This window comes from Arthrobacter sp. TmtSoilC77 (assembly GCF_059739415.1).
On sequence record NZ_AP046050.1, the window covers coordinates 890297 to 909587 of the forward strand.

Below are 19291 nucleotides of genomic sequence, written 5' to 3' on the forward strand. Positions count from 1 at the left end.
CTCAGGTTTCTAGGCGGTACGTCCGACGTCGATGAACGACAATCCGGTGGTGGGCAGAGGCTGGAAGCCCTTGAGTTTTTTCTCGTCCCAGGCGCTGGGGAGCTGGCGGTGGAGGACCGGGTAGAGGGGGACTTCGTCCGAGACCATGTCCACGATTTCGGCCACGATCTTCTTGGCGTTGTCGCCGGAGGCTTGCGACCCCTTGTTCATGAGTTCCTGCAACTTGGTGCGTTCCGGAGTGGTCCAGAAGGCGCGCTTCTCCATCCACGTGGCGCCGGAGTAGAACCAGCTCAGCAGCAGGTCCGCGTCGTTGCCGAACACGGACGGGTCGCCAGGAGCCGCAACGACCGTGTAATCGCCCTTGCCCACGCGGTCGCTGTACAGGGCGCCGGACTGCAGGCTCTTAACGGTGACCTTGACGCCGGGGATCTTGTTCCAGGACTCCAGGATCAGGGGTGCAACGTCCTTCACCCACGCGGTGTCCGTGGTGAGGAGTTCGAATTCGAGGCTGCCAACGCCCGCCTGCTTGAGTAGGTCTTCGGCCTTTTTAGTGTCAAAACCATAGACGTTCCTGGCCTTGACATAGTCCGGGTGGCCCTCCTGGAAGTAGGAGCTTGCCGCCTTGGCGTTGCCGAACAGGGCCTTCTTGATGATGGCTTCCTTGTCCATGCCATAGTGCAGCGCCTGGCGGACCAGTTTGTTGTCGAAAGGGGCCTTTGCGCAGTTGAACATGAGGAACAGCAGGCCGAAGGACTGGACGGATTCCACCTTGACCTTGGACTTCAAGCCGTCGACGTCCAGGTACGGAACGTCCTCGATGGCCTGGACGCGGCCGGATTGGACAGCAGTAACACGGGCGGCTGCGTCCGAAAGAAGGAGCCAGGTCATACCCTTGGCCAACGCAGGCTTGGGGCCGTTGTAGTCTGCGAACGCTTCGAAGACGATCTTGTCGTCCTTGACGGCGGAGACCAGTTTGTACGGACCGGAGCCGATTGGCTTGGCGTCGAAGGCCTTCAGATCGGTCGCGAGTGCCTTGGGAACAATCTTGACCACCGAGATGCGGGGTCCGAAGCCCGGGAAGGCGTACTTGAGGGTGAATTCCACTGTCTTGGCATCCAAGGGCTTGACGTCCTGGATGAATGGGATGAACTGGGAAAACAGGGACTTGTTCGCCGGATCCATGACACGTGTAAAGGAGAAAGCGACGTCCTCGGTGGTGACGGGGGAGCCGTCGTGGAACTTGGCACCATCGCGGATGGTCACCTGGTACGTGGTGTCGTTGATCTTCTTGGGATCCGTTGCGGCCAGTGCGTTGTAGGGCTGTCGGGTTGCCGGGTGCAGCTCGATGAGGCCTTCAAAGATGTGGAGGTTGGCCGCCATCGGTGTGGCTCCCGAAGAGCTCAGCGGGTCAAAGCCTGTGGAGAGGGCGTAGGAGATGCCTGCCTCGATCATGAGGTCCTTGTTCACGGCTGCGGTGTTTGAAGCGTTCCCCGTGCTGGTGCTGGCAGCGCCGCCGCACGCAGAGAGGGTTGCCGTGAAGGCGGCTGCTGCACCAACTGCGCCGCTTAGCTTCAGGAAATTCCGGCGGCTGGCGTCGTTGACCAGCGGCAGGCTGTTGATGGTCTTGCTCATAAGGGTGCCTCACCATTCGACTGTCGTGGGTTATCGGATGTAGGACGTCCGATGCTCGTATTGAAACTGTAAGGGTGGTCACAAGGGGACGTCAAGTGAGAAATGGATCACGGTGAGGCTGCCCGGGAGGCCGGGAACCGTCGGGTTCCTCGCCGCCAGGGCGCCTGAATGCGGCATTCTCAAGGAATTCCGAAGACATACCTATCAAGGAGGTGGGACATCCGATATTGTATGTTGCGAGTCACTCATTCTGCGGTGAGCATCAAGCTCGCCTCAATATTAACACCGCACTACTTCTGCGTCCGAGGTTCACAAGCCTCTGAGGGGAAGAGTGCATCGGCAAGGAGAGCGCCATGACAACTTCCGGTGTCGTTCCGCAAGCGCGGTTCAGTGCACAGGCCCGGCTGCGGGCATTGCAGTCGGACATTATGGAACTCATCCTTGAGCGCGAGCTCGAGGCGGGTGACCCGTTGCCCACGGAGAGTGAGCTTTCGGTGGCCCTGGGCGTAGGGCGCAATACGTTGCGTGAGTCCCTGAAAGTGCTGCAGGCCTTGGGGGTGATCGAGATCCGCCATGGCTTCGGGATGTTCGTGGCGCCCAGCAACTTCGATGCCTTGGCTGATGGCCTGACATTCCGGGGCCGGCTTTCCCTTCGTCACCAGGGACTCGAAGCCTTGCAGCTGGTGGACGTGCGGCAGGCTTTGGAGTCCGGGCTGATCGGCTCCTCCATCGATGTGATGACCAAGGAGCAGCTGGCGTCCATCGAGGAATCGGTGAAGCAAATGGAAGAACTCGCCGCCGCCGGTGAGAACTTCGTGGCGGCCGACGCTGAATTCCACCGCCGACTATTCGAACCCCTTAACAACGAGCTGCTGATCAACCTCATGGGGGTCTTCTGGAAGGTGTACCGGAAGATCCACGTAGAGATCGGCGCAGGTAACGAGGACCTGGCCAAGACGGCCGCCATCCATCGGAATATCTATGCCGCCGTTGCAGCGGGAGACAAGGTGCTCTCGGCCGAGCTGCTCAACCGTCACTTCGACGGCATCCGGCGCCGGATCAGCGAGGCTGTGGGGGAGTAAGCGTCCCCACATACGGCAAGGGCCGCCGTCGTACTTTTTCGGAATTGTACGACGGCGGCCCTTTGCGTTTCCTGCGTGGCTCGCCTTCCCTGCCGCGTAACCCAACTGGGTCGCATTAGAGCGCGTTTAGGGCGGTCTAAACGCGCTTAACTGCTACGTAGTTGGGCCACGGCGGGCAAAACAAAAGACCCGCACCGGCGAACCGGTGCGGGTCTCTATCTGTGCGCCCAAAGGGATTCGAACCCCTGACCTTCTGTTCCGTAGACAGACGCTCTATCCAGCTGAGCTATGGGCGCATTTCGCGTGATTCTCGGCGGTCTGTTTCTCTGACCCCCTCGAACCTCAATAAACTTTACAGAAGTTCATGTGAAGTTCCAAATCGAAAAGCTGTAATCTACGCAACTAGACCGGTCTATGTGACCTTCCTCACTTAAAACGCCGTCCCCTGAAACTGAAACCCCGAATTCTAGGGGTTTTTCGTTTCGACTCCACTGGACATCTGACGTCTGACAACGGATTGGTCTGGTCCGCGACCCCTATCGTTTAGGACACACCACTGAACCCGAGGAAGGGAACCGCAATGGGCGATCTGGCGCGACTGCCGCTGCTTGAGAAGGCACCTACTACGCATGCACGCCTGCTGGCCTGGGTTGAGGAAGTAGCCGAGCTGACTCAGCCGGACCGCATCCACTGGGTTGATGGCAGCGAAGCAGAAAACAAGAACCTGACCGACGAACTGGTTGAGGCCGGCACCCTGAAGAGGCTGAACCCGGAAACGTTCCCGAATTCCTTCGCGGCGTTCTCCGACCCCGCCGACGTTGCCCGTGTGGAAGAGCAGACCTTCATCTGCTCCGAGAACGAGCGCGACGCAGGGTTCACGAACAACTGGATGGCTCCGGCCGAAATGAAGCAGAAGCTGCGCGGACTGTTCGCCGGCTCCATGCGCGGCCGCACCATGTACGTCATTCCTTTTGTCATGGGCCACCTGGATGCAGAGGACCCGAAGTTCGGCGTTGAGATCACTGACTCCGCCTACGTTGTAGCTTCCATGCGGATCATGGCCCGCATCGGCTCGGACGTCCTGGACCGCATCACGCAGACCGATGCATTCTTTGTGCCGGCCCTCCACTCGCTGGGCGCACCCCTGGAACCCGGCCAGGCCGACGTCGCGTGGCCGTGCAACACCGACAAGTGGATCGTCCACTTCCCCGAAGAGCGCTCCATCTGGTCCTTCGGTTCCGGCTACGGCGGAAACGCGCTGCTGGGCAAGAAGTGCTACGCACTGCGCATCGCCTCGGTGATGGCACGCGACGAGGGCTGGCTTGCCGAGCACATGCTCATCCTCAAGCTGACCTCTCCCGAGCAGAAGACCTACTACGTCTCCGCTGCCTTCCCGTCGGCTTGCGGCAAGACCAACCTCGCTTTGCTTGACCCCACCATCAAGGGCTGGAAGGTCGAGACCCTCGGCGACGACATCACCTGGATGCGCTTCGGCAAGGAAGGCGAGCTCCGCGCCGTCAACCCCGAAGCCGGCCTGTTCGGCGTCGCGCCGGGCACCGGTTGGGGCACCAACCCCAACGCCATGCGTGCCATCGCCAAGGGCAACAGCATCTTCACCAATGTTGCGCTGACCGATGACGGCGGCGTTTGGTGGGAAGGTATGACGGAGGAAACTCCGGCGCACCTGACCGACTGGCGCGGCGAGTCCTGGACTCCGGACTCCGACGCCCCGGCTGCACACCCGAACTCCCGTTTCTGCACGCCGATCGACCAGATCGACATGCTCGCCGAAGAGTACTTCAGCCCGGACGGCGTGGAGTTGTCCGCGATCCTGTTCGGCGGACGCCGTAAGACCACCATCCCGCTGGTCACCGAGGCCCGCGACTGGTCCAACGGTATCTTCATGGGTGCCACGCTTTCTTCGGAAACCACGGCCGCTGCAGCTGGCGCCGTAGGTGTTGTCCGCCGCGATCCCATGGCAATGCTGCCCTTCATTGGCTACGACGCAGGCGACTACCTGAACCACTGGGTGAACCTGTCCGCCAAGGCCAACCCGGAGCGACTGCCCAAGATCTTCCTGGTCAACTGGTTCCGTCGCACGGCCGAGGGCGGCTTCGCCTGGCCTGGTTTCGGTGACAACGCCCGCGTACTCAAGTGGGCAATCGAACGCCTCGAAGGCAAGGCGGACGCTGTGGAAACGCCGATCGGTTTCGTTCCGACCGGCGACTCCATCGACCTTGAAGGCCTGAACATGACGCCGGCCGAGGTCGAGGCGGCCGTCCGCGTTGACGCCGGCGAATGGGAAACGGAACTTGCATCCATCGAGGAATGGTTCGCCAACTTCGGCGAGTCTCTCCCCGCGGCGCTGCAGTCCGAGCTGGACGGCCTCAAGAGCCGTCTGGGCTAGACCTCTTAAGGACAACGGCGTTCTTAAGACGACGGCGGCCCGTCACCTTTTTCATCAAAGGTGACGGGCCGCCGTCGTACTTTCGGCGTCTTAGAGGGGTTTGCCGCCCCGCCTTAGTTCGCGAGCCAAACGTCGGGGCCGAAAACTTCGTAGTGGATCCGGGTGGCCGGAATGCCGGCCTCGATCGCTTCGTCGCGAATCTTCTTCATGAAAGGCAACGGCCCGCAGAGGTACAAGGAAGCGTCCGCGGGCATGTCGATTTCCCTCAGGGACATGAAGCCTGCGTTGACGCCGTGCATTTCATTGCCGGGCTGCGGCGACTCAAGCCAGAGCTGCAGTTCGGCGTCAATGCTTGCGGCGTCTGCAGTCATTTGGCCGCTCAATGCCCAACTGTCCATGGAACGTTCGGCGTGCAGCACGAGAACCTGGCGATCTGTGCCGGCCTCGGCCAGCGAACGCAGGATTGAGGCTGTAGGCGTGCACCCGATGCCCGCCGACGCGAGCACCACCGGTCCCCCGTCTTCTTTGAGGGTGATCTCGCCATAAGGGTTGGAGATTTCGAGCACATCGTTAGGTTCGACGGCGGTATGCAGGGCGGTGGATACCTCGCCGCCGTCGTTTAGCTTGGTGGTGAAGGTCCGGCTGGTCCCGGCGTCGCCTGACAGTGAATACTGCCGCACTTGGCGCAAGCCGTCAGGGAGTACGACCTTGACGCTCACATACTGGCCGGGAAGGGCCGGTGTTACCGGAGTGTCGTCGGCAGGTTCCAAGGTGAATGTCATGGCGTCCTTGCCAGCCGGTACTTTGGAAACCACGCGCCAAGGCATCCACATCTTATTGTTTGACTGGGAGGCGTAGAGGTCCTTCTCAAGCTTGATCAGGGCGTCTGCCATGAGCCAGTAGACCTCCGTCCATGCCTCGGCGATTTCGGGTGTAATAACGTCCGACAAGTCGGCAGCGATTGCTGCGAAGAGGTGCTCGTAGACCACTCCATACTGCTCTTCGGCGATGCCCAATGAGGCGTGCTTGTGGGCTATCCGGGCCAGGACCTTTTCCGGGAGCGTGCCGGGGTTGTTCACGAGGTGGGTGGCGAAGGCGGCGATGCTCCCGGCGAGTGCCTGTTGCTGATCACCCGAGCGCTGGTTGGAGCGGCTGAACAGTCCATCGAGCAACTCAGGGTGCGCTGCAAAGAGGCGCTTGTAGAAGTTGGCGGTGATGTCACGAATACGCGAGCCAACCAGGGGAAGCGTGGCTTCAATAATCGGGCGGGATTTTTCCGAGAGCATGATTCTCCTGCGGGTAGGGGTCCGGTGGGTTATTCGAACCGTCACAATACAAGCATTTCGAATGCCTGTATTTACACCTCAATTTCTACTCCTTGTAGAAAAGATGCGCAAATCGGGTCGCGATCCGGTCCGGACGCCGTCAGGGCAGGGTTGCGGGGGACCTGAATTCGGGTCGGAGGCCTATTGTTTGGAAGACCGGATTCATCTGCCGGGCATGAGGCAGGGACGAGATGACGACGGTGTCGAGCTCACGATAGAAGGCTTCGCGGGCCCGGTTCATTGCGTGGCGGAGACCGCACTCTGTGATGAGGGGGCAATCATGGGTGGGGGACTGGCATTCGGCGGGATCCTGCCGGCTGTCCAAGTGGCGAAGGAGCTGGCCAACCGTTGCTTGGCGTCCCGCTTCGTTCAGGCGCGATCCACCCAAGCGGCCTCGTTCCACATCAATCAATCCAAGGCTGCGCAATCGGACCATGGCCTTGCTGACATGGTTATACGGAGTGCCCACGGCGTCGGCAACAGCCTGGGTAGTCAGCAACGTGCCCTCAGGGGCGGACGCCAACACCATGACGGCGCGGAGGCTCACATCTGCGAACGCGTTGATTTTCATGGGATCAGCTTACGTAGTCAGGTCTAGTCCACCCAGAGCGAGGGCTCGTGGGTGTCCGGCTCAAGGGCGCCGAATGAGAAACCGTCGGCTGTGTGGACGTAGGGGATGACTGCTGCCATGACCCCGCCATCCCGGTGCTCGGCGGTGCCGTGGATGCCATCCGAGCCATGCTCGGGCAGCGCGACATCACTTGCGATGGCCACGGCCCGATAATCGTTGCGACCCTGGCGAAGTAATTCCTGGACGTCTGTCAACATCGCTCCCGCGTCAATGTGGCCGTCCTCGTCCGGCTCGCCTGGAGAAACCATGACAATCCGCACCTCGCCTTCGTGTGAAAGCGTGATGCCAAAGGGGAGAAAGCCGCCGTTCTGCAGAATGTGCTCCTGGGCAGTCCCCAGTGCAGTCCCCAGAATCTCCCGGAGTTCACGCTCTTGGACGGTCCCGGTGGAATCGGCCTCGTCGATTGGCTGCTCGCTCATGTTTGCCTGTCCTTATGCCCTGACCAGTGCCAGGACGCGGTCGCGGATTTTTTCCATGGTGGGCAGGTCTTTGGCTTCGGCGTTCAGGCGCAGGAACGGCTCCGTGTTGGAGGGGCGCAGGTTGAACCACCAGCTGCCGTCCTTGGCGCTGAAGGTGCTGCCGTCCATGTGGTCTATTTCGACGTCATCATTCTGGAAATCGAGGCGGACCCGCTCGATGGCGCCTGCTTTGTCTTCGATCTCGGAGTTGATTTCCCCGGAGGAGACGTAGGGCTCGTACTGGCGCCCGAGTTCGGACAGCGGACCGTCCTGCTCGCCCAGGGCCGCCAGGACATGCATCGCGGCGAGCATACCGGTGTCCGCATTCCAGAAATCACGGAAATAGAAGTGTGCCGAGTGCTCCCCGCCGAATACTGCACCTTCTTCGGCCATCACGGCTTTGATGAAGGAATGGCCGACGCGGGTCCGGACTGCCCGGCCCCCGTCCTTGGCAACGAGTTCGGGAACGGCTTTGGACGTGAGCAGGTTGTGGATGATCACCGGGGTCTGTTCCCCGGATGCCTGGGCTCGGGCGATCTCCCTGCGTGCCACCATGCCCGTGATCGCCGATGGGGAGACGGGCTCGCCCTTTTCATCGACCACGAAGCATCGGTCAGCGTCGCCGTCGAAGGCAAGGCCGATATCGGCGCCGTGTTTGATCACGGCGGCTTGGAGATCACGGAGGTTTTCCGGTTCCAGCGGGTTGGCCGGGTGGTTCGGGAACGAGCCGTCCAGTTCGAAGTAGAGCGGGATGATCTCGAACGGCAGGGCAGGGAGGAGCTTGTTGCCAAGCACAGCAGGGGTGGTCAGCCCGGCCATGCCGTTACCGGCGTCCACGACGATCTTCAATGGCCGGGAACCGGAGAGATCCACCAGCTGGCGCAGGTATTGGGAATAGTCCTTCAGCACGTCATGGACACCGATCTGCCCCCGCGTCGCCGCCGCGGGGATGGTGCCTTCGTTCAGGTAGCGCTCGGCGAGGGCCTGGATCTCCTTCAGGCCACTCTCGGAGGAAATCGGTTGAGCCCCTGCCTTGGCCATTTTGATGCCGTTGTATTCGGCCGGGTTATGGCTGGCAGTGAACGTGGCACCGGCTGCGTTCAAGGCACCGCAGGCGTAGTAGAGCTCGTCAGTGGAGATCAAGTCCAGCAATTGGACGTTGGCGCCCCGGGTGGCAGCACCGTTCGCGAAGGCCTGGCTGAACTCCGGCGAGGACGGGCGCATGTCTCCGCCAACAAGGACGGTTTCACCTTCAAGACCCAAAACGTCGATGAAGGCAGCACCGACTGCCTCGACGATTTCAGCCGTGATGGATTCCCCCACGATGCCCCGGACGTCATACGCCTTGAAGGATGCCGAGAGGTCGAAGTTCTTGTTCTGCTCGCTAGTCACGGGCTCAATCCTACTGTGGCAGCGCAATTGAGCATGAACGGGGGAAGCTGCTATGTGGAAAAGCCGGTCCTGCCACACCGCTTTCCACATAGCCGGGGCCGCCCGTTATGGCTGTCAGGGGCTGCTGGAATACTGGGTCCATGGCCAACAACTCACAAAATGCCGCTGTTTCCGTGGAATCCCCTACCCGCCAGAGGGCTTTGGCTTGTCTTCGTGAGCTTGTGGGGCACCCCGAGGCAGAGTTCCATGACGGCCAGTTCGAGGCCATTGAGGCATTGGTGGACGCGGGGCGCCGTGCCTTGGTGGTCCAACGCACGGGTTGGGGAAAATCCGCCGTCTACTTCGTCTCCTCCTTGTTGCTGCGTCAGCGGGGTGCCGGTCCCACGCTGATCGTGTCTCCTCTGCTCGCGCTCATGCGGGACCAAGTAGCGGCCGCCGCACGGGCGGGAGTCCGGGCTGTGGCCATCAACTCAGCCAACGCGCTTGAGTGGGACACTGTCCTGGCCCGGTTGGCAGCTGACGAGGTGGACGTTCTCCTGGTGTCGCCGGAGCGCCTCACCAATCCTTCGTTCAGGGAGAACCAGTTGCCCGAGCTGATCCGCAGGACCGGATTGCTTGTTATCGACGAAGCCCACTGCATTTCGGATTGGGGCCACGACTTCCGGCCCGATTACCGGCGCATCGCGGATCTCATTGCCCAACTGCCCGACCCGGTTCCGGTCCTCGCCACCACGGCTACGGCCAACTCCCGCGTTGTCCACGATATCGAGGAACAACTCGGCGCCGGAGTGCTGACCATCCGGGGTGCGCTGGGCCGCGAGTCGCTGCGACTCGGGGTTCTGAACTTGTCCGACTCCCGCGATCGCCTGGGGTGGCTGCTGACGCACCTGGCGGACCTCCCCGGTAGCGGAATCATTTACGCGCTGACCGTCTCAGCCGCAGAGGATACTGCCCGGCTTCTTTCCGAGGCTGGACACAATGTCTTGTCCTATACCGGCCGGACTGATCCTGCCGATCGGGAGCGGGCAGAACAACTCCTCAAGGACAACCAAGTCAAGGCGCTTGTGGCCACCTCGGCGTTGGGGATGGGATTCGACAAACCGGACCTTGGTTTCGTCATTCACCTCGGCGCGCCGTCCTCGCCGGTCGCCTATTACCAGCAGGTTGGTCGAGCAGGCCGAGGTGCAGCCAACGCTGATGTCCTGTTGCTTCCAGGCTCCGAAGACCGCGAAATTTGGCAGTATTTTGCCACCGCGTCCATGCCCTCAGCTGAAAAGGCCGACGCCGTCTTGAGGGTGCTTGATGAGGCGAACGCGGCCATGTCCACGGTGGCGCTCGAAGCACGCGTGGACCTTCGGCGCACGCCTCTGGAACTCCTCCTTAAGGTCTTGGCCGTTGACGGGGCAGTTGAACGCGTGGGTGGCGGTTGGCGTGCTACTGGACGGCCATGGACCTACGATGCAGAGCGCTATGCCCGCATCGCGGAGGCCCGGGTGGATGAGCAGGACTCCATGGTGATTTACCAGGACACTGCAGGTTGTCGCATGGAGTACATCACCTCTGTGCTCGACGACGAGACTGCCGCCCCTTGCGGCCGTTGTGACAACTGTGCTGGACGCTGGTTCCCAGTGGACATTGCAGCGGCTGCCGTTGATGCAGCAGGCCAGACGCTCCGTCGCGCCGGGATCGTGGTGGAACCGCGGCTCCAGTGGCCCAGCGGAATGGACAGGCTGGGAGTGGGAGTCAAAGGCAAGATCAAGCCGGACGAAAGCATTTCCGAAGGCCGTGTGCTGGCAAGGCTGACGGACTTGGGCTGGGGTGGCGCGCTCCGCGAGCTCTTTGCCGCCGGGACACCCGATAGGGCAGTGGACCCCGCGATGCTGCAGGCCTGCGTTCAGGTTCTGCGCGAATGGTCAGGGGCCGACGGCGGAACCGCCTGGAGCGGGGCGGGGCGCCCGGCGGCGGTCGTCAGCATTCCCTCAAGGAGCAAACCACAACTTGTGGACTCGCTGGCGCAGGGGATCGCGGGCATAGGGCGGATGCCGTACTTGGGTCAACTGCATCCAGAGCACGGCGGGCCCACAGGATCCCGTGGAGGCAACAGCGCTTACAGGCTCGCGGGAGTATGGGACCGTCTGGCGGTCGGCCCGCAATTGGCAGAGGCACTGGCAGGCATTGGTGACCAACCTGTCCTCTTGGTAGACGACCTCATCGACAGCCGCTGGACACTGACTGTTGCGGCGAGGGCGCTCAGAAGGTCCGGGGTAGGTGCGGTACTGCCGCTCGCCCTGGCACAGGCGGGGTAGGGCGCAGGCGGCGTTTCGCTCAACCCGGGGCAGTGCTTCAAGGCGAGGAAGTGCGCTGAAAACCGTCATGTTGTGAACGCTCCCACCGTGCCTCTATAGGATCGACCAAATACGAGGATCGAGCAAACACGCGCGCCCGCTGCTGCGGGCCATTAGACAAGACTTGGACCGGACCATGAGCACAAAACCGAGCAACACCGACGTCGAAGCGGCCAATGAGACCAGTTGGCGGCCGCGTTTGGCACTGTTGGTGGCGGCAACGTTCTTCATGGAGTTTCTTGACGGAACGATCCTCACCACGGCCATCCCCAGCATTGCGGCCGATTTCCGGGAGGCACCGGCTGACATCAACATCACGATGACTGCCTATTTGGTGACAGTGGCCATGGGGATCCCCTTGAGCAGTTGGCTTGCCGAGCGGTTTGGCGCCCGCAGGATATTCTGTACGGCTATTTCGGTGTTCACTATTGCTTCCCTTTTCTGCGCAGTAAGCACCGACTTGACCATGCTGACGTTGAGTCGGGTGGCGCAGGGGGCAGGCGGCGCCATGATGGTTCCCGTGGGCACCCTGGTGGTTTTGCGGGGTACGCCCAAATCCGAACTTCTCCGTGCCACCGCCTACTTGGTATGGCCAGGCCTTCTTGCCCCCGTTTTGGCTCCCATGGTGGGCGGCGCCCTCACGACTTTCCTGTCGTGGCACTGGATCTTCATCATCAACGTCCCCCTCGGCCTGGCTGCCTTCATTGCGGCACTGAGGTTGGTTCCGCGGACTCAATTTGATGCCAACCGCCGTCTTGACTGGTTTGGCCTCTTGCTGACTACCTTGGGCGTGGGTTCCCTTGTGGTGGGGCTGGAAACGCTGGGCGGACACGCATCGAATCTGCTGGCTGTTGTGGTGGTGGCTGCCGGCTTGGTTTCCCTCGCAGGTGCGGTCTGGTGGATGAGCAAAGCAAGGGTTCCGCTGTTCAACCTCAGCGTATTTGGCACCAGGACTTTCAGGGCGACATCCACGGGCGGTTTCATTTACCGGCTGACCATCAGCTCGGTTCCCTTCTTGCTGCCTCTGATGTTCCAGGATGGATTTGGGTGGGATCCCTTGAAGGCCGGGGTCATGGTAGCCGCAGTCTTCGTGGGCAACATCGGGATCAAGCCGGCCACCACACCCCTGATAAGGCGCTTCGGGTTCAAACCGGTGCTCGTCTTTGCATCCTTCGCGTCGGCTGTGACGTTTGCCTTGTGTGCGTTCCTGAATGCCCAAACACCCGAGCCCCTCATTTTCGCGTTGTTGCTGCTCAGCGGTGCCTTCCGATCCATAGGCTTCTCGGCCTACGCGTCCGTGCAGTATGCCGACATCGTCCCGGGGCAGCTGCCCTCGGCCAACGCTATCTCTGCGACCCTCGTACAGCTGGCAGCTGCGGCAGGGATCGCTGTGGGGGCCTTGTTCCTGAGGCTGTTCGAGTCCACGGATGTGCTCGGGGTTGATCAGGTAGCAGCCTACAAGGGGGCTTTCATAGCCATGGCTGTCCTCATGCTGGTCAGTACAGTGGACAGTCTGACCCTGCAGCGGCATGCCGGCGCGGAAGTCAGCCACGGGGCGAAGCGCAGCTAGACCGGCGCGGGCACAGGGCTCGGGGTAAAAGCCGGGTTAACGCAAAAGGTCCCGGTTCGAAAACCGGGACCAATTCGCGGAGACGGGGGGATTTGAACCCCCGGTGGAGTTGTGCCCCACACTTCATTAGCAGTGAAGCCCATTCGGCCGCTCTGGCACGTCTCCATTTGCTATTGCTAGCCCACCAAGGATACGCAGAACGTGCCGTCCAGTGCAAAACCGCCTTCGATCGGCTGCCCATTTCGATGGCTCGCTACCTGCGGGGCCGTTCGCAGGGCATTGCGTGCAGCGGGCCATCGAAACGGAACCTCAGTTGCTCCCGGCCAGCACACGCCACAGGAAGTGGTTGCTCCGGGCTTGAAGGGCGGCTGCCTGCCTGTTGTCCGAGGCGCCGGCATGTCCGCCTTCGAGTGCCTCGTGGAACCAGACATTCGGGATACCCATTGCCTGCATCCGAGCTGCCATCTTTCGGGCTTGGACGGGGCCTACCCGATCATCCGACGTCGCAGTCCAAATGAAGGTTTCGGGGTATTCGACGCCGTCGTGAAGCAGGTGATAGGGGGAGAAGGTCCGGATGAACTCCCACTGCTCAGGCAAATCCGGGTCTCCGTACTCGGCGATCCATGAATATCCGGCAGAGAGTTTGGTATAGCGGCGCATGTCCAGCAATGGCACGCCGCAGGACACTGCACCAAACAGTTCCGGGTACTGGGTCAGCATGTTGCCTACCAGCAGCCCACCATTTGAGCCGCCCACACAGCCGAGTCGACGGCGGCTGGTCACGCCGCGGGAGATCAGGTCCTGTGCCACGGCGGCGAAGTCTTCGTAGGCACGGTGCCGCTTTTCCTGCAGCGCTGCCCGGTGCCACGAGGGCCCGTATTCGCCGCCGCCACGGATGTTCGCCACAACGTACACACCGCCACGGGTGTGCGAGCCGGGACCGTCAGCCAAGGCAGCAGCCGAAGTGCGACGCTCCAGCCAAGCCCTGCCAATGGTGCCGCTGTAGGCGGGGGTGCGGGAAACTTCGAATCCGCCATAGCCTGAGAGCTGCGTGGGATTTTGTCCGTCCAGGATCAGGTCCTTGGATGCCACCTGGAAGTAGGGGACTTTGGTCCCATCCGCCGAGACAGCGAAATGCTGCTGGACCTCATAGTCGCCGTCATTGAAGAACGACGGCGATCGCTTCACCACGGCGTGCTGGCTGGTGACCCCGGCAGCTGCTCCGGCAACAGACGAACCCGTCGGCCCTGCAGTGAGGGTCCCGCGGGTGAGGGTAGTGGGCGTAGTGAAACCGGTGGCGACCAGCCAGTAGTCATTTCCGGCTCCGGATTCGTCTTCGTCGTCCACCGCGTAGGCATTGACGTCGTGAAGCGGCGGGCACGCGTCCAGGACGGTGGCAACCCAGCTGCTGTCGGAATCGACGCGGGAAGGGTCCAGCACCCTGATTTCGGAAGAGACGTCGCGCAGGACGTTGAGCAGCAGATAGTCCTTGGTCCAACTCCACGATTGCAGCGACGTGTGGTCATCCGGGGTAAACAGCACCACAAATTGGCGCGATCCAGCCAGGTAGCCCTCGAGGTCAGCGGCCAGCAGGGAACCGGCCGCGTAGGTAACGCCGGAAACGTCCCAGTCCTTCTGCGGGCGGAGCATAAGCCATTCTCGGTGGGCAATGATGTTCACGTCGGTGGGCACATCGATTTCAAGCCATGAGTCGTCGCGAAGCAGCCACGTCTTGCGGTTGTAGAAGTCGATGTAGTCTACGGCGAAGGTCCGTTCGAAGCCCGGGGTGGAGTCATGGGCCACGATGGCCAGCATGTGGTCTTCGGGGATGTCGAAGATCCGCTCTGCCTGGGCGAGGGATTGGCCGCGACGCAGCTTCACGCCGGTCCGGGCGTACGAGGAGGTGGTTGCAGGCAACCCTTCTGCCGTACTGGAGACAAGCAGTGTGTCCGCATCGAGCCAACTCACGTTGCCTTTTGCCGTGGGCAGATCGAATCCGCCGGCGGCAGGGTCAACAAAGGTGCGGGATTCGACGTCGAACTCGCGGTGCCGGTTGGCGTCACCGCCGTCGGGGGACAGCGAAACCATCGCGAAGCGGTACGTGTCCCCGTCCGAAGGACGAAGGAACCCGGCCCCATGGAACACCCATTCGACGCCTTCTGCTGCGGCGAGGGCATCGATGTCCAGCAACACGTCCCATTCGGGAGCCTCGGAGACGTAACTTTCCCAGGTAGTGCGGCGCCAAAGGCCCTTGGGGTGCTCCTGGTCCTTCCAGAAGTTGTAGTAGAAATCGCCGCGTTTGTTCACCATGGCGATCCGGTCCGTCGAATCCAGGACCTCCAGGATGCCGGCTTCAACCGCTGCGTAGTCTGCGTCCTCCAGCAAATCCTCGGTTCGCGCGTTCTGTTCCCGGACCCAGGCCAGCTGTTCTTCGCCGTGGATGTCCTCCAACCACACGTTCTCATCCGTGGGTTCGGGCGCGATGGTCGCAGCGTGGCGAGGCCCGGACTTGGTCTCCAGATCCGTGTCATTGTCAGGAAGGGGCGTCTGATCAGCTTCTGTGGTGGTCATCGCCCCATCCAAGCAACACTTTTCAACTGGAAGCAAGTCACGCAGAAGTTAGGCTTGAGCGTGGCTAAATCGCAAATCAATCGTGTTGCCCTTATTGGGGCCGGCCCCCGGGGCACGAGTGTCCTTGAGCGGCTGCTCGCGAATTGGGCTGCAGGGGCCACCAGCCGCGCGAACCGGACCGATACCGGGCAGCGCACACTGCACATCCACGTTGTGGATCCTTTCCCGCCAGCATCCGGCCATGTGTGGCAGCCGGAGCAGTCCAGGCTGTACCTGATGAACACACAGGCGTTCTATCCGACGCTCATCCCGGAAGACCCCAAACTTGCGCAGCCCCTCGCAGGCGGTTCGTTCGACCAGTGGCGCGCCGCCCGACGTCGTGATGGACAGGGGCTGAACGACGCCGAAAAGGCGGAGTTGGCCACCCTGGAGTCCCACGATTTTCCCAGCAGGGCGCTCTACGGACGGTACCTGCGGCAGACTTTGGCGGAACTGCTTCAGCGAATGCCCGACGGCGTGGAGGTCACCTTCCATGAGACGACCGCCGTAGCGGCGCGCCCGGTCCCGGCAAGCTCAGGCATCACAGGTGGGCAAGCGTTCGACGTCGAACTGGCCGACGGCACTACCCTCACCGTCGGCTCGGTGGTCCTCGCGCTGGGACACATCGAGTCACGTTTGAATCCGGAGCAGCGTTCGTTCCAACGGGCAGCCGACGAGCACGGCCTCCTCTATTTCCCGCCTGCACCGCCAGCCGACGTCGACTGGCAGCGGGTACCGGACAACGAGCCCGTCCTGGTGCGTGGGATGGGACTGAATTTCTTCGATGTCATGGGCCAGCTGACTGAGGGCCGGGGAGGCAAGTTCGTCGAAGCCGGCGTACCGGGAGCCGGAGTTCTCGAGTACCGGCCCTCGGGCAGGGAACCCAGGATTATCGCAGCATCCCGGCGCGGAACCCCGTACCGGGCCAAGGCCGGTTTGGCGGGGTATTACCCCAGCAGCATCACCATGCGTTACTTGACCGAGGCAGCAGTGGACCGGTTCAGGGCAGCCGGTATCCAGCCCGGATTCGACCACGATCTTTGGCCGCTCCTGCACCGGGACGCCTTGTGGGCCTATTACTCCACCCTGGCAAGGTCGCAGCCTGCCGCCATCCGCGATGCGGCGCAGTTCCTCGCGGACCTTGAGGACGCGTTGCAGCCCCACGCGCACACCACCGCCAACTGGGAAAGCGACGTCGCCGCCTTGGTGGACAAGCACGTGCTTGCCTCCCGCCGACTGAATGTCCGCGGACTCGCTGCGCCCTTGGCAGGCCGAACGTTCGCGTCCCGCCGGGAACTGGATCTGGCGATAACGGCCTACCTGGACGACGACGCACGACGCTCCGCACTGGGCGAAGCGGATCCCGTGAAAATGGCAATCGGCGCACTGCACACCGGCAGGGCGATCCTGAAGTCCGTCGTGGCAGACGGTGGTATCACGGACGAATCGTGGGTCGCTGAACTGAGGGGATGGTTCGAATCGTTCGTTGAAGGCCTTGCCAGCGGGGCCCCGGCACTGCGTTCGGAGCAGTTGGCTGCTCTGGCGCGTGCCGGCGTCGTGGGTTTCGTTGGACCCGACCCGAAGTTCAGTGTGGATAGGAGCGCCAAGGTTTTCCGGGCAGTCTCTCCATGGGTCCACGACGGGCCAGCGGAGGCACCCACGTTGATTGAAGCGATGTCGCCGGCCAACAGGGTGGGCATCAATATTTCTCCACTCCTGGAACAACTCATGGCTGACGGCCTTGTGCGAACCAAAATCATGATGAGTGCCGAGGGCACGCCGGTGCAGACAACCGGACTGGATGTGGAACCGCACCCGTACCGGCCTGTGGCGTCCAACGGCTCTGTGACCCGGGGGATGTATGTTTTGGGTCTGCAATTGTCGGCGACCCAGTGGGGAACGGCCATTGCTGCCGAGGCGCGTCCAGCGACCGGGAAGGCTTATGCCAGTGGCCAGCGAACCCTGCGGGATGCTGACGAAATCGCCCGTAGCATTCTGGCCAGCTAGCTGCCTTTGTTTGCGGTGTGTCCAATGCTTCGCTAGTGTGTGAGCTGCATCACCGGCAAAGTGGTGCGCGCTTTTGATCTGCGGCGGGAGAGTCCTGCCGGTACATCCCGTCAGGCGCCGTAGGAGCAAACCCTCCCCAGGAATCTCTCAGGCCCATGTACCGCCGCGGCGAGGCAACTCTGGAAAGCAGTCCGGGCATCCGGGCTCACCGAAGGTGCAAGCAGGCCATCCCTGCGGAAACTCTCAGGTCCACCTACAGAGTGGGGAGGAACCCGAATCATCGTGGCACCCAGTGCCGCCTGAACAATGGAGTTCCTCTTGACGATTCAGCGCCCACCATCCTCCGTCCCGCACCAAGCAGGCTCACCACATCTCGAACCGCACCTCGAACGGCAGCTCAGTAACCGGCACATCCAGCTGATCGCGATAGGCGGTGCAATTGGCACGGGCCTGTTCATGGGCTCGGGAAAGACCATTTCTGCCGCTGGTCCATCCGTCATTTTCGTGTACATGATCATCGGTTTCATACTCTTCTTCGTCATGCGCGCCATGGGCGAGTTGCTCCTGAGCAACCTGAACTACAAATCCTTCAGCGACTTTGCAGCGGACCTGCTGGGTCCGTGGGCAGGGTTCTTCACGGGGTGGACCTACTGGTTCTGCTGGGTCATTACCGGCATCGCCGACGTCATCGCGATCGCCGGGTACTCCAAGGAGCTCTGGCCGTCCCTTCCACTCTGGGTGCCCGGATTGATCACCATCGGCATCCTGCTGCTTCTGAACCTGGCTACGGTTAAAGCATTCGGCGAGACCGAATTCTGGTTCGCCCTCATCAAGATCGTCGCCATCGCGGCACTGATCATCGTCGGCCTGTTCATGATTTTCAGCGGCTTCCAGTCCGACGCCGGGCCGGCCAGCTTCACCAACTTGTGGAGCCACGGTGGCTTCTTCCCCAACGAATTCATGGGCTTCGTCGCCGGTTTCCAGATCGCCGTCTTCGCTTTCGTCGGCATTGAACTGGTAGGCACCACAGCCGCCGAGGCCAAGGACCCGGAGAAGAACCTGCCCAAGGCCATCAACTCGATTCCGATCCGCGTGCTGCTCTTCTATGTGGGCGCCCTCATCATCCTGATGTCCGTCACCCCGTGGACCCAGTTCGCGGCCGGCCACAGCCCATTCATTGCGATGTTCTCCCTGGCCGGCCTGGGCGCCGCGGCTACCATCGTCAACCTGGTGGTTCTCAGCTCTGCAATGTCCTCAGCCAACTCGGGTATCTACTCAACGTCCCGTATGGTTTACGGACTGGCCCAGGAAGGCGACGCACCGGCTGTGTTTGGCGCGCTCTCAAGCCGCAAAGTACCCCGCAACGCCCTGTTCCTTTCCTGCGTCCTGCTGCTGTCCGGCGTCGTCCTCATGTATGCCGGGCAGGACATCGGCAAGGCGTTCGACATGGTGACAACCGTGTCTGCTGTCTGCTTCGTGTTCGTATGGTCCATCATCCTGGCCAGCTACCTTGCATTCCGCAAGCGGCGGCCACATCTGCATGATGCTTCGGCGTTCAAAATGCCAGGCGGCGTGGTGATGGTGTGGGTGGTTTTTGCGTTCTTTGCGTTCGTGCTTTGGACCCTGACCACGCAGCCGGACACTTTTGCTGCGCTCCTGGCCACGCCGCTGTGGTTCCTGATTCTGGGGGTGGCCTGGGTCATCCTGCGTCGCCGGCCAGCGCACCTGGTTCGCTTTAGGGAGTTCCAGGCGCAGCTTGAGAAGGACGCCAAGCACACGGAGGAACCCGAGCTCGTCAAGAAGTAGGCGAAAATCCAAAAAGGTAGCCCCTC

General features: G+C 61.9%; 12 protein-coding genes, 2 tRNA genes and 1 riboswitch. Of the genes, 6 read left to right on the top strand and 8 right to left on the bottom strand.

The features are described from left to right. Positions 1-9: 9 nt before the first annotated feature. A complete protein-coding gene (locus AC6I99_RS04275; protein WP_497960466.1) occupies positions 10-1632 on the bottom strand; it encodes an ABC transporter substrate-binding protein in 1623 nt (540 codons plus the stop codon). Between the two features lie 353 nt (positions 1633-1985). On the opposite strand from AC6I99_RS04275, the gene AC6I99_RS04280 reads away from it, so the two are divergent. Then, positions 1986-2714, top strand: a complete 729-nt coding sequence (locus AC6I99_RS04280) for a FadR/GntR family transcriptional regulator (RefSeq protein ID WP_309930948.1) — start codon at positions 1986-1988, stop codon at positions 2712-2714. A gap of 222 nt (positions 2715-2936) precedes the next feature. On the opposite strand, the gene AC6I99_RS04285 is transcribed toward AC6I99_RS04280, so the two are convergent. Next, positions 2937-3010: transfer RNA gene (locus AC6I99_RS04285), tRNA-Arg, on the bottom strand. Between the two features lie 284 nt (positions 3011-3294). On the opposite strand from AC6I99_RS04285, the gene AC6I99_RS04290 reads away from it, so the two are divergent. Further along, positions 3295-5121 carry a phosphoenolpyruvate carboxykinase (GTP) gene (locus tag AC6I99_RS04290; RefSeq protein ID WP_497960470.1) on the top strand — a complete coding sequence of 609 codons (1827 nt, stop codon included), beginning with the start codon at positions 3295-3297 and terminating at the stop codon, positions 5119-5121. Between the two features lie 113 nt (positions 5122-5234). Here the strand turns inward: AC6I99_RS04290 and AC6I99_RS04295 are convergent, their stop codons facing one another. The 4 genes from AC6I99_RS04295 to AC6I99_RS04310 form a co-directional block, all read right to left on the bottom strand. Beyond that, positions 5235-6407, bottom strand: a complete 1173-nt coding sequence (locus AC6I99_RS04295) for a globin domain-containing protein (protein WP_497960472.1) — start codon at positions 6405-6407, stop codon at positions 5235-5237. 139 nt (positions 6408-6546) lie between these two features. Then, positions 6547-7017, bottom strand: a complete 471-nt coding sequence (locus AC6I99_RS04300; RefSeq protein ID WP_224094402.1) for an RrF2 family transcriptional regulator — start codon at positions 7015-7017, stop codon at positions 6547-6549. A gap of 23 nt (positions 7018-7040) precedes the next feature. After that, on the bottom strand, positions 7041-7496 hold the full coding sequence (locus AC6I99_RS04305) for a hypothetical protein (protein ID WP_224094405.1): 456 nt from the start codon (positions 7494-7496) through the stop codon (positions 7041-7043). A 12-nt stretch (positions 7497-7508) separates the two neighbouring features. Beyond that, the gene (locus AC6I99_RS04310; RefSeq protein WP_497960473.1) at positions 7509-8927 is read right to left on the bottom strand and encodes a phosphomannomutase/phosphoglucomutase; all 1419 of its coding nucleotides are present in this window, start codon (positions 8925-8927) and stop codon (positions 7509-7511) included. A 140-nt stretch (positions 8928-9067) separates the two neighbouring features. On the opposite strand from AC6I99_RS04310, the gene AC6I99_RS04315 reads away from it, so the two are divergent. After that, positions 9068-11233 (top strand): RecQ family ATP-dependent DNA helicase, encoded by a 2166-nt coding sequence (locus AC6I99_RS04315; protein ID WP_497960474.1) that lies wholly within the window; start codon positions 9068-9070, stop codon positions 11231-11233. A 175-nt stretch (positions 11234-11408) separates the two neighbouring features. Next, positions 11409-12842, top strand: a complete 1434-nt coding sequence (locus tag AC6I99_RS04320; protein WP_497960475.1) for an MFS transporter — start codon at positions 11409-11411, stop codon at positions 12840-12842. A gap of 77 nt (positions 12843-12919) precedes the next feature. Here the strand turns inward: AC6I99_RS04320 and AC6I99_RS04325 are convergent. Together AC6I99_RS04325 and AC6I99_RS04330 are read right to left on the bottom strand one after the other, a co-directional pair. Next, positions 12920-13007 (bottom strand) — tRNA-Ser (locus AC6I99_RS04325). A 144-nt stretch (positions 13008-13151) separates the two neighbouring features. Then, on the bottom strand, positions 13152-15413 hold the full coding sequence (locus AC6I99_RS04330) for a prolyl oligopeptidase family serine peptidase (RefSeq protein WP_497960478.1): 2262 nt from the start codon (positions 15411-15413) through the stop codon (positions 13152-13154). Between the two features lie 60 nt (positions 15414-15473). On the opposite strand from AC6I99_RS04330, the gene AC6I99_RS04335 reads away from it, so the two are divergent. Then, on the top strand, positions 15474-17459 hold the full coding sequence (locus AC6I99_RS04335; RefSeq protein WP_497960480.1) for an FAD/NAD(P)-binding protein: 1986 nt from the start codon (positions 15474-15476) through the stop codon (positions 17457-17459). 74 nt (positions 17460-17533) lie between these two features. Next, positions 17534-17632, top strand: a riboswitch (glycine riboswitch). Positions 17633-17777: 145 nt separating this feature from the next. After that, positions 17778-19265, top strand: coding sequence for a D-serine/D-alanine/glycine transporter (gene cycA / locus AC6I99_RS04340; RefSeq protein WP_497960482.1), 1488 nt, complete (start codon positions 17778-17780; stop codon positions 19263-19265). Positions 19266-19291 lie beyond the last annotated feature (26 nt).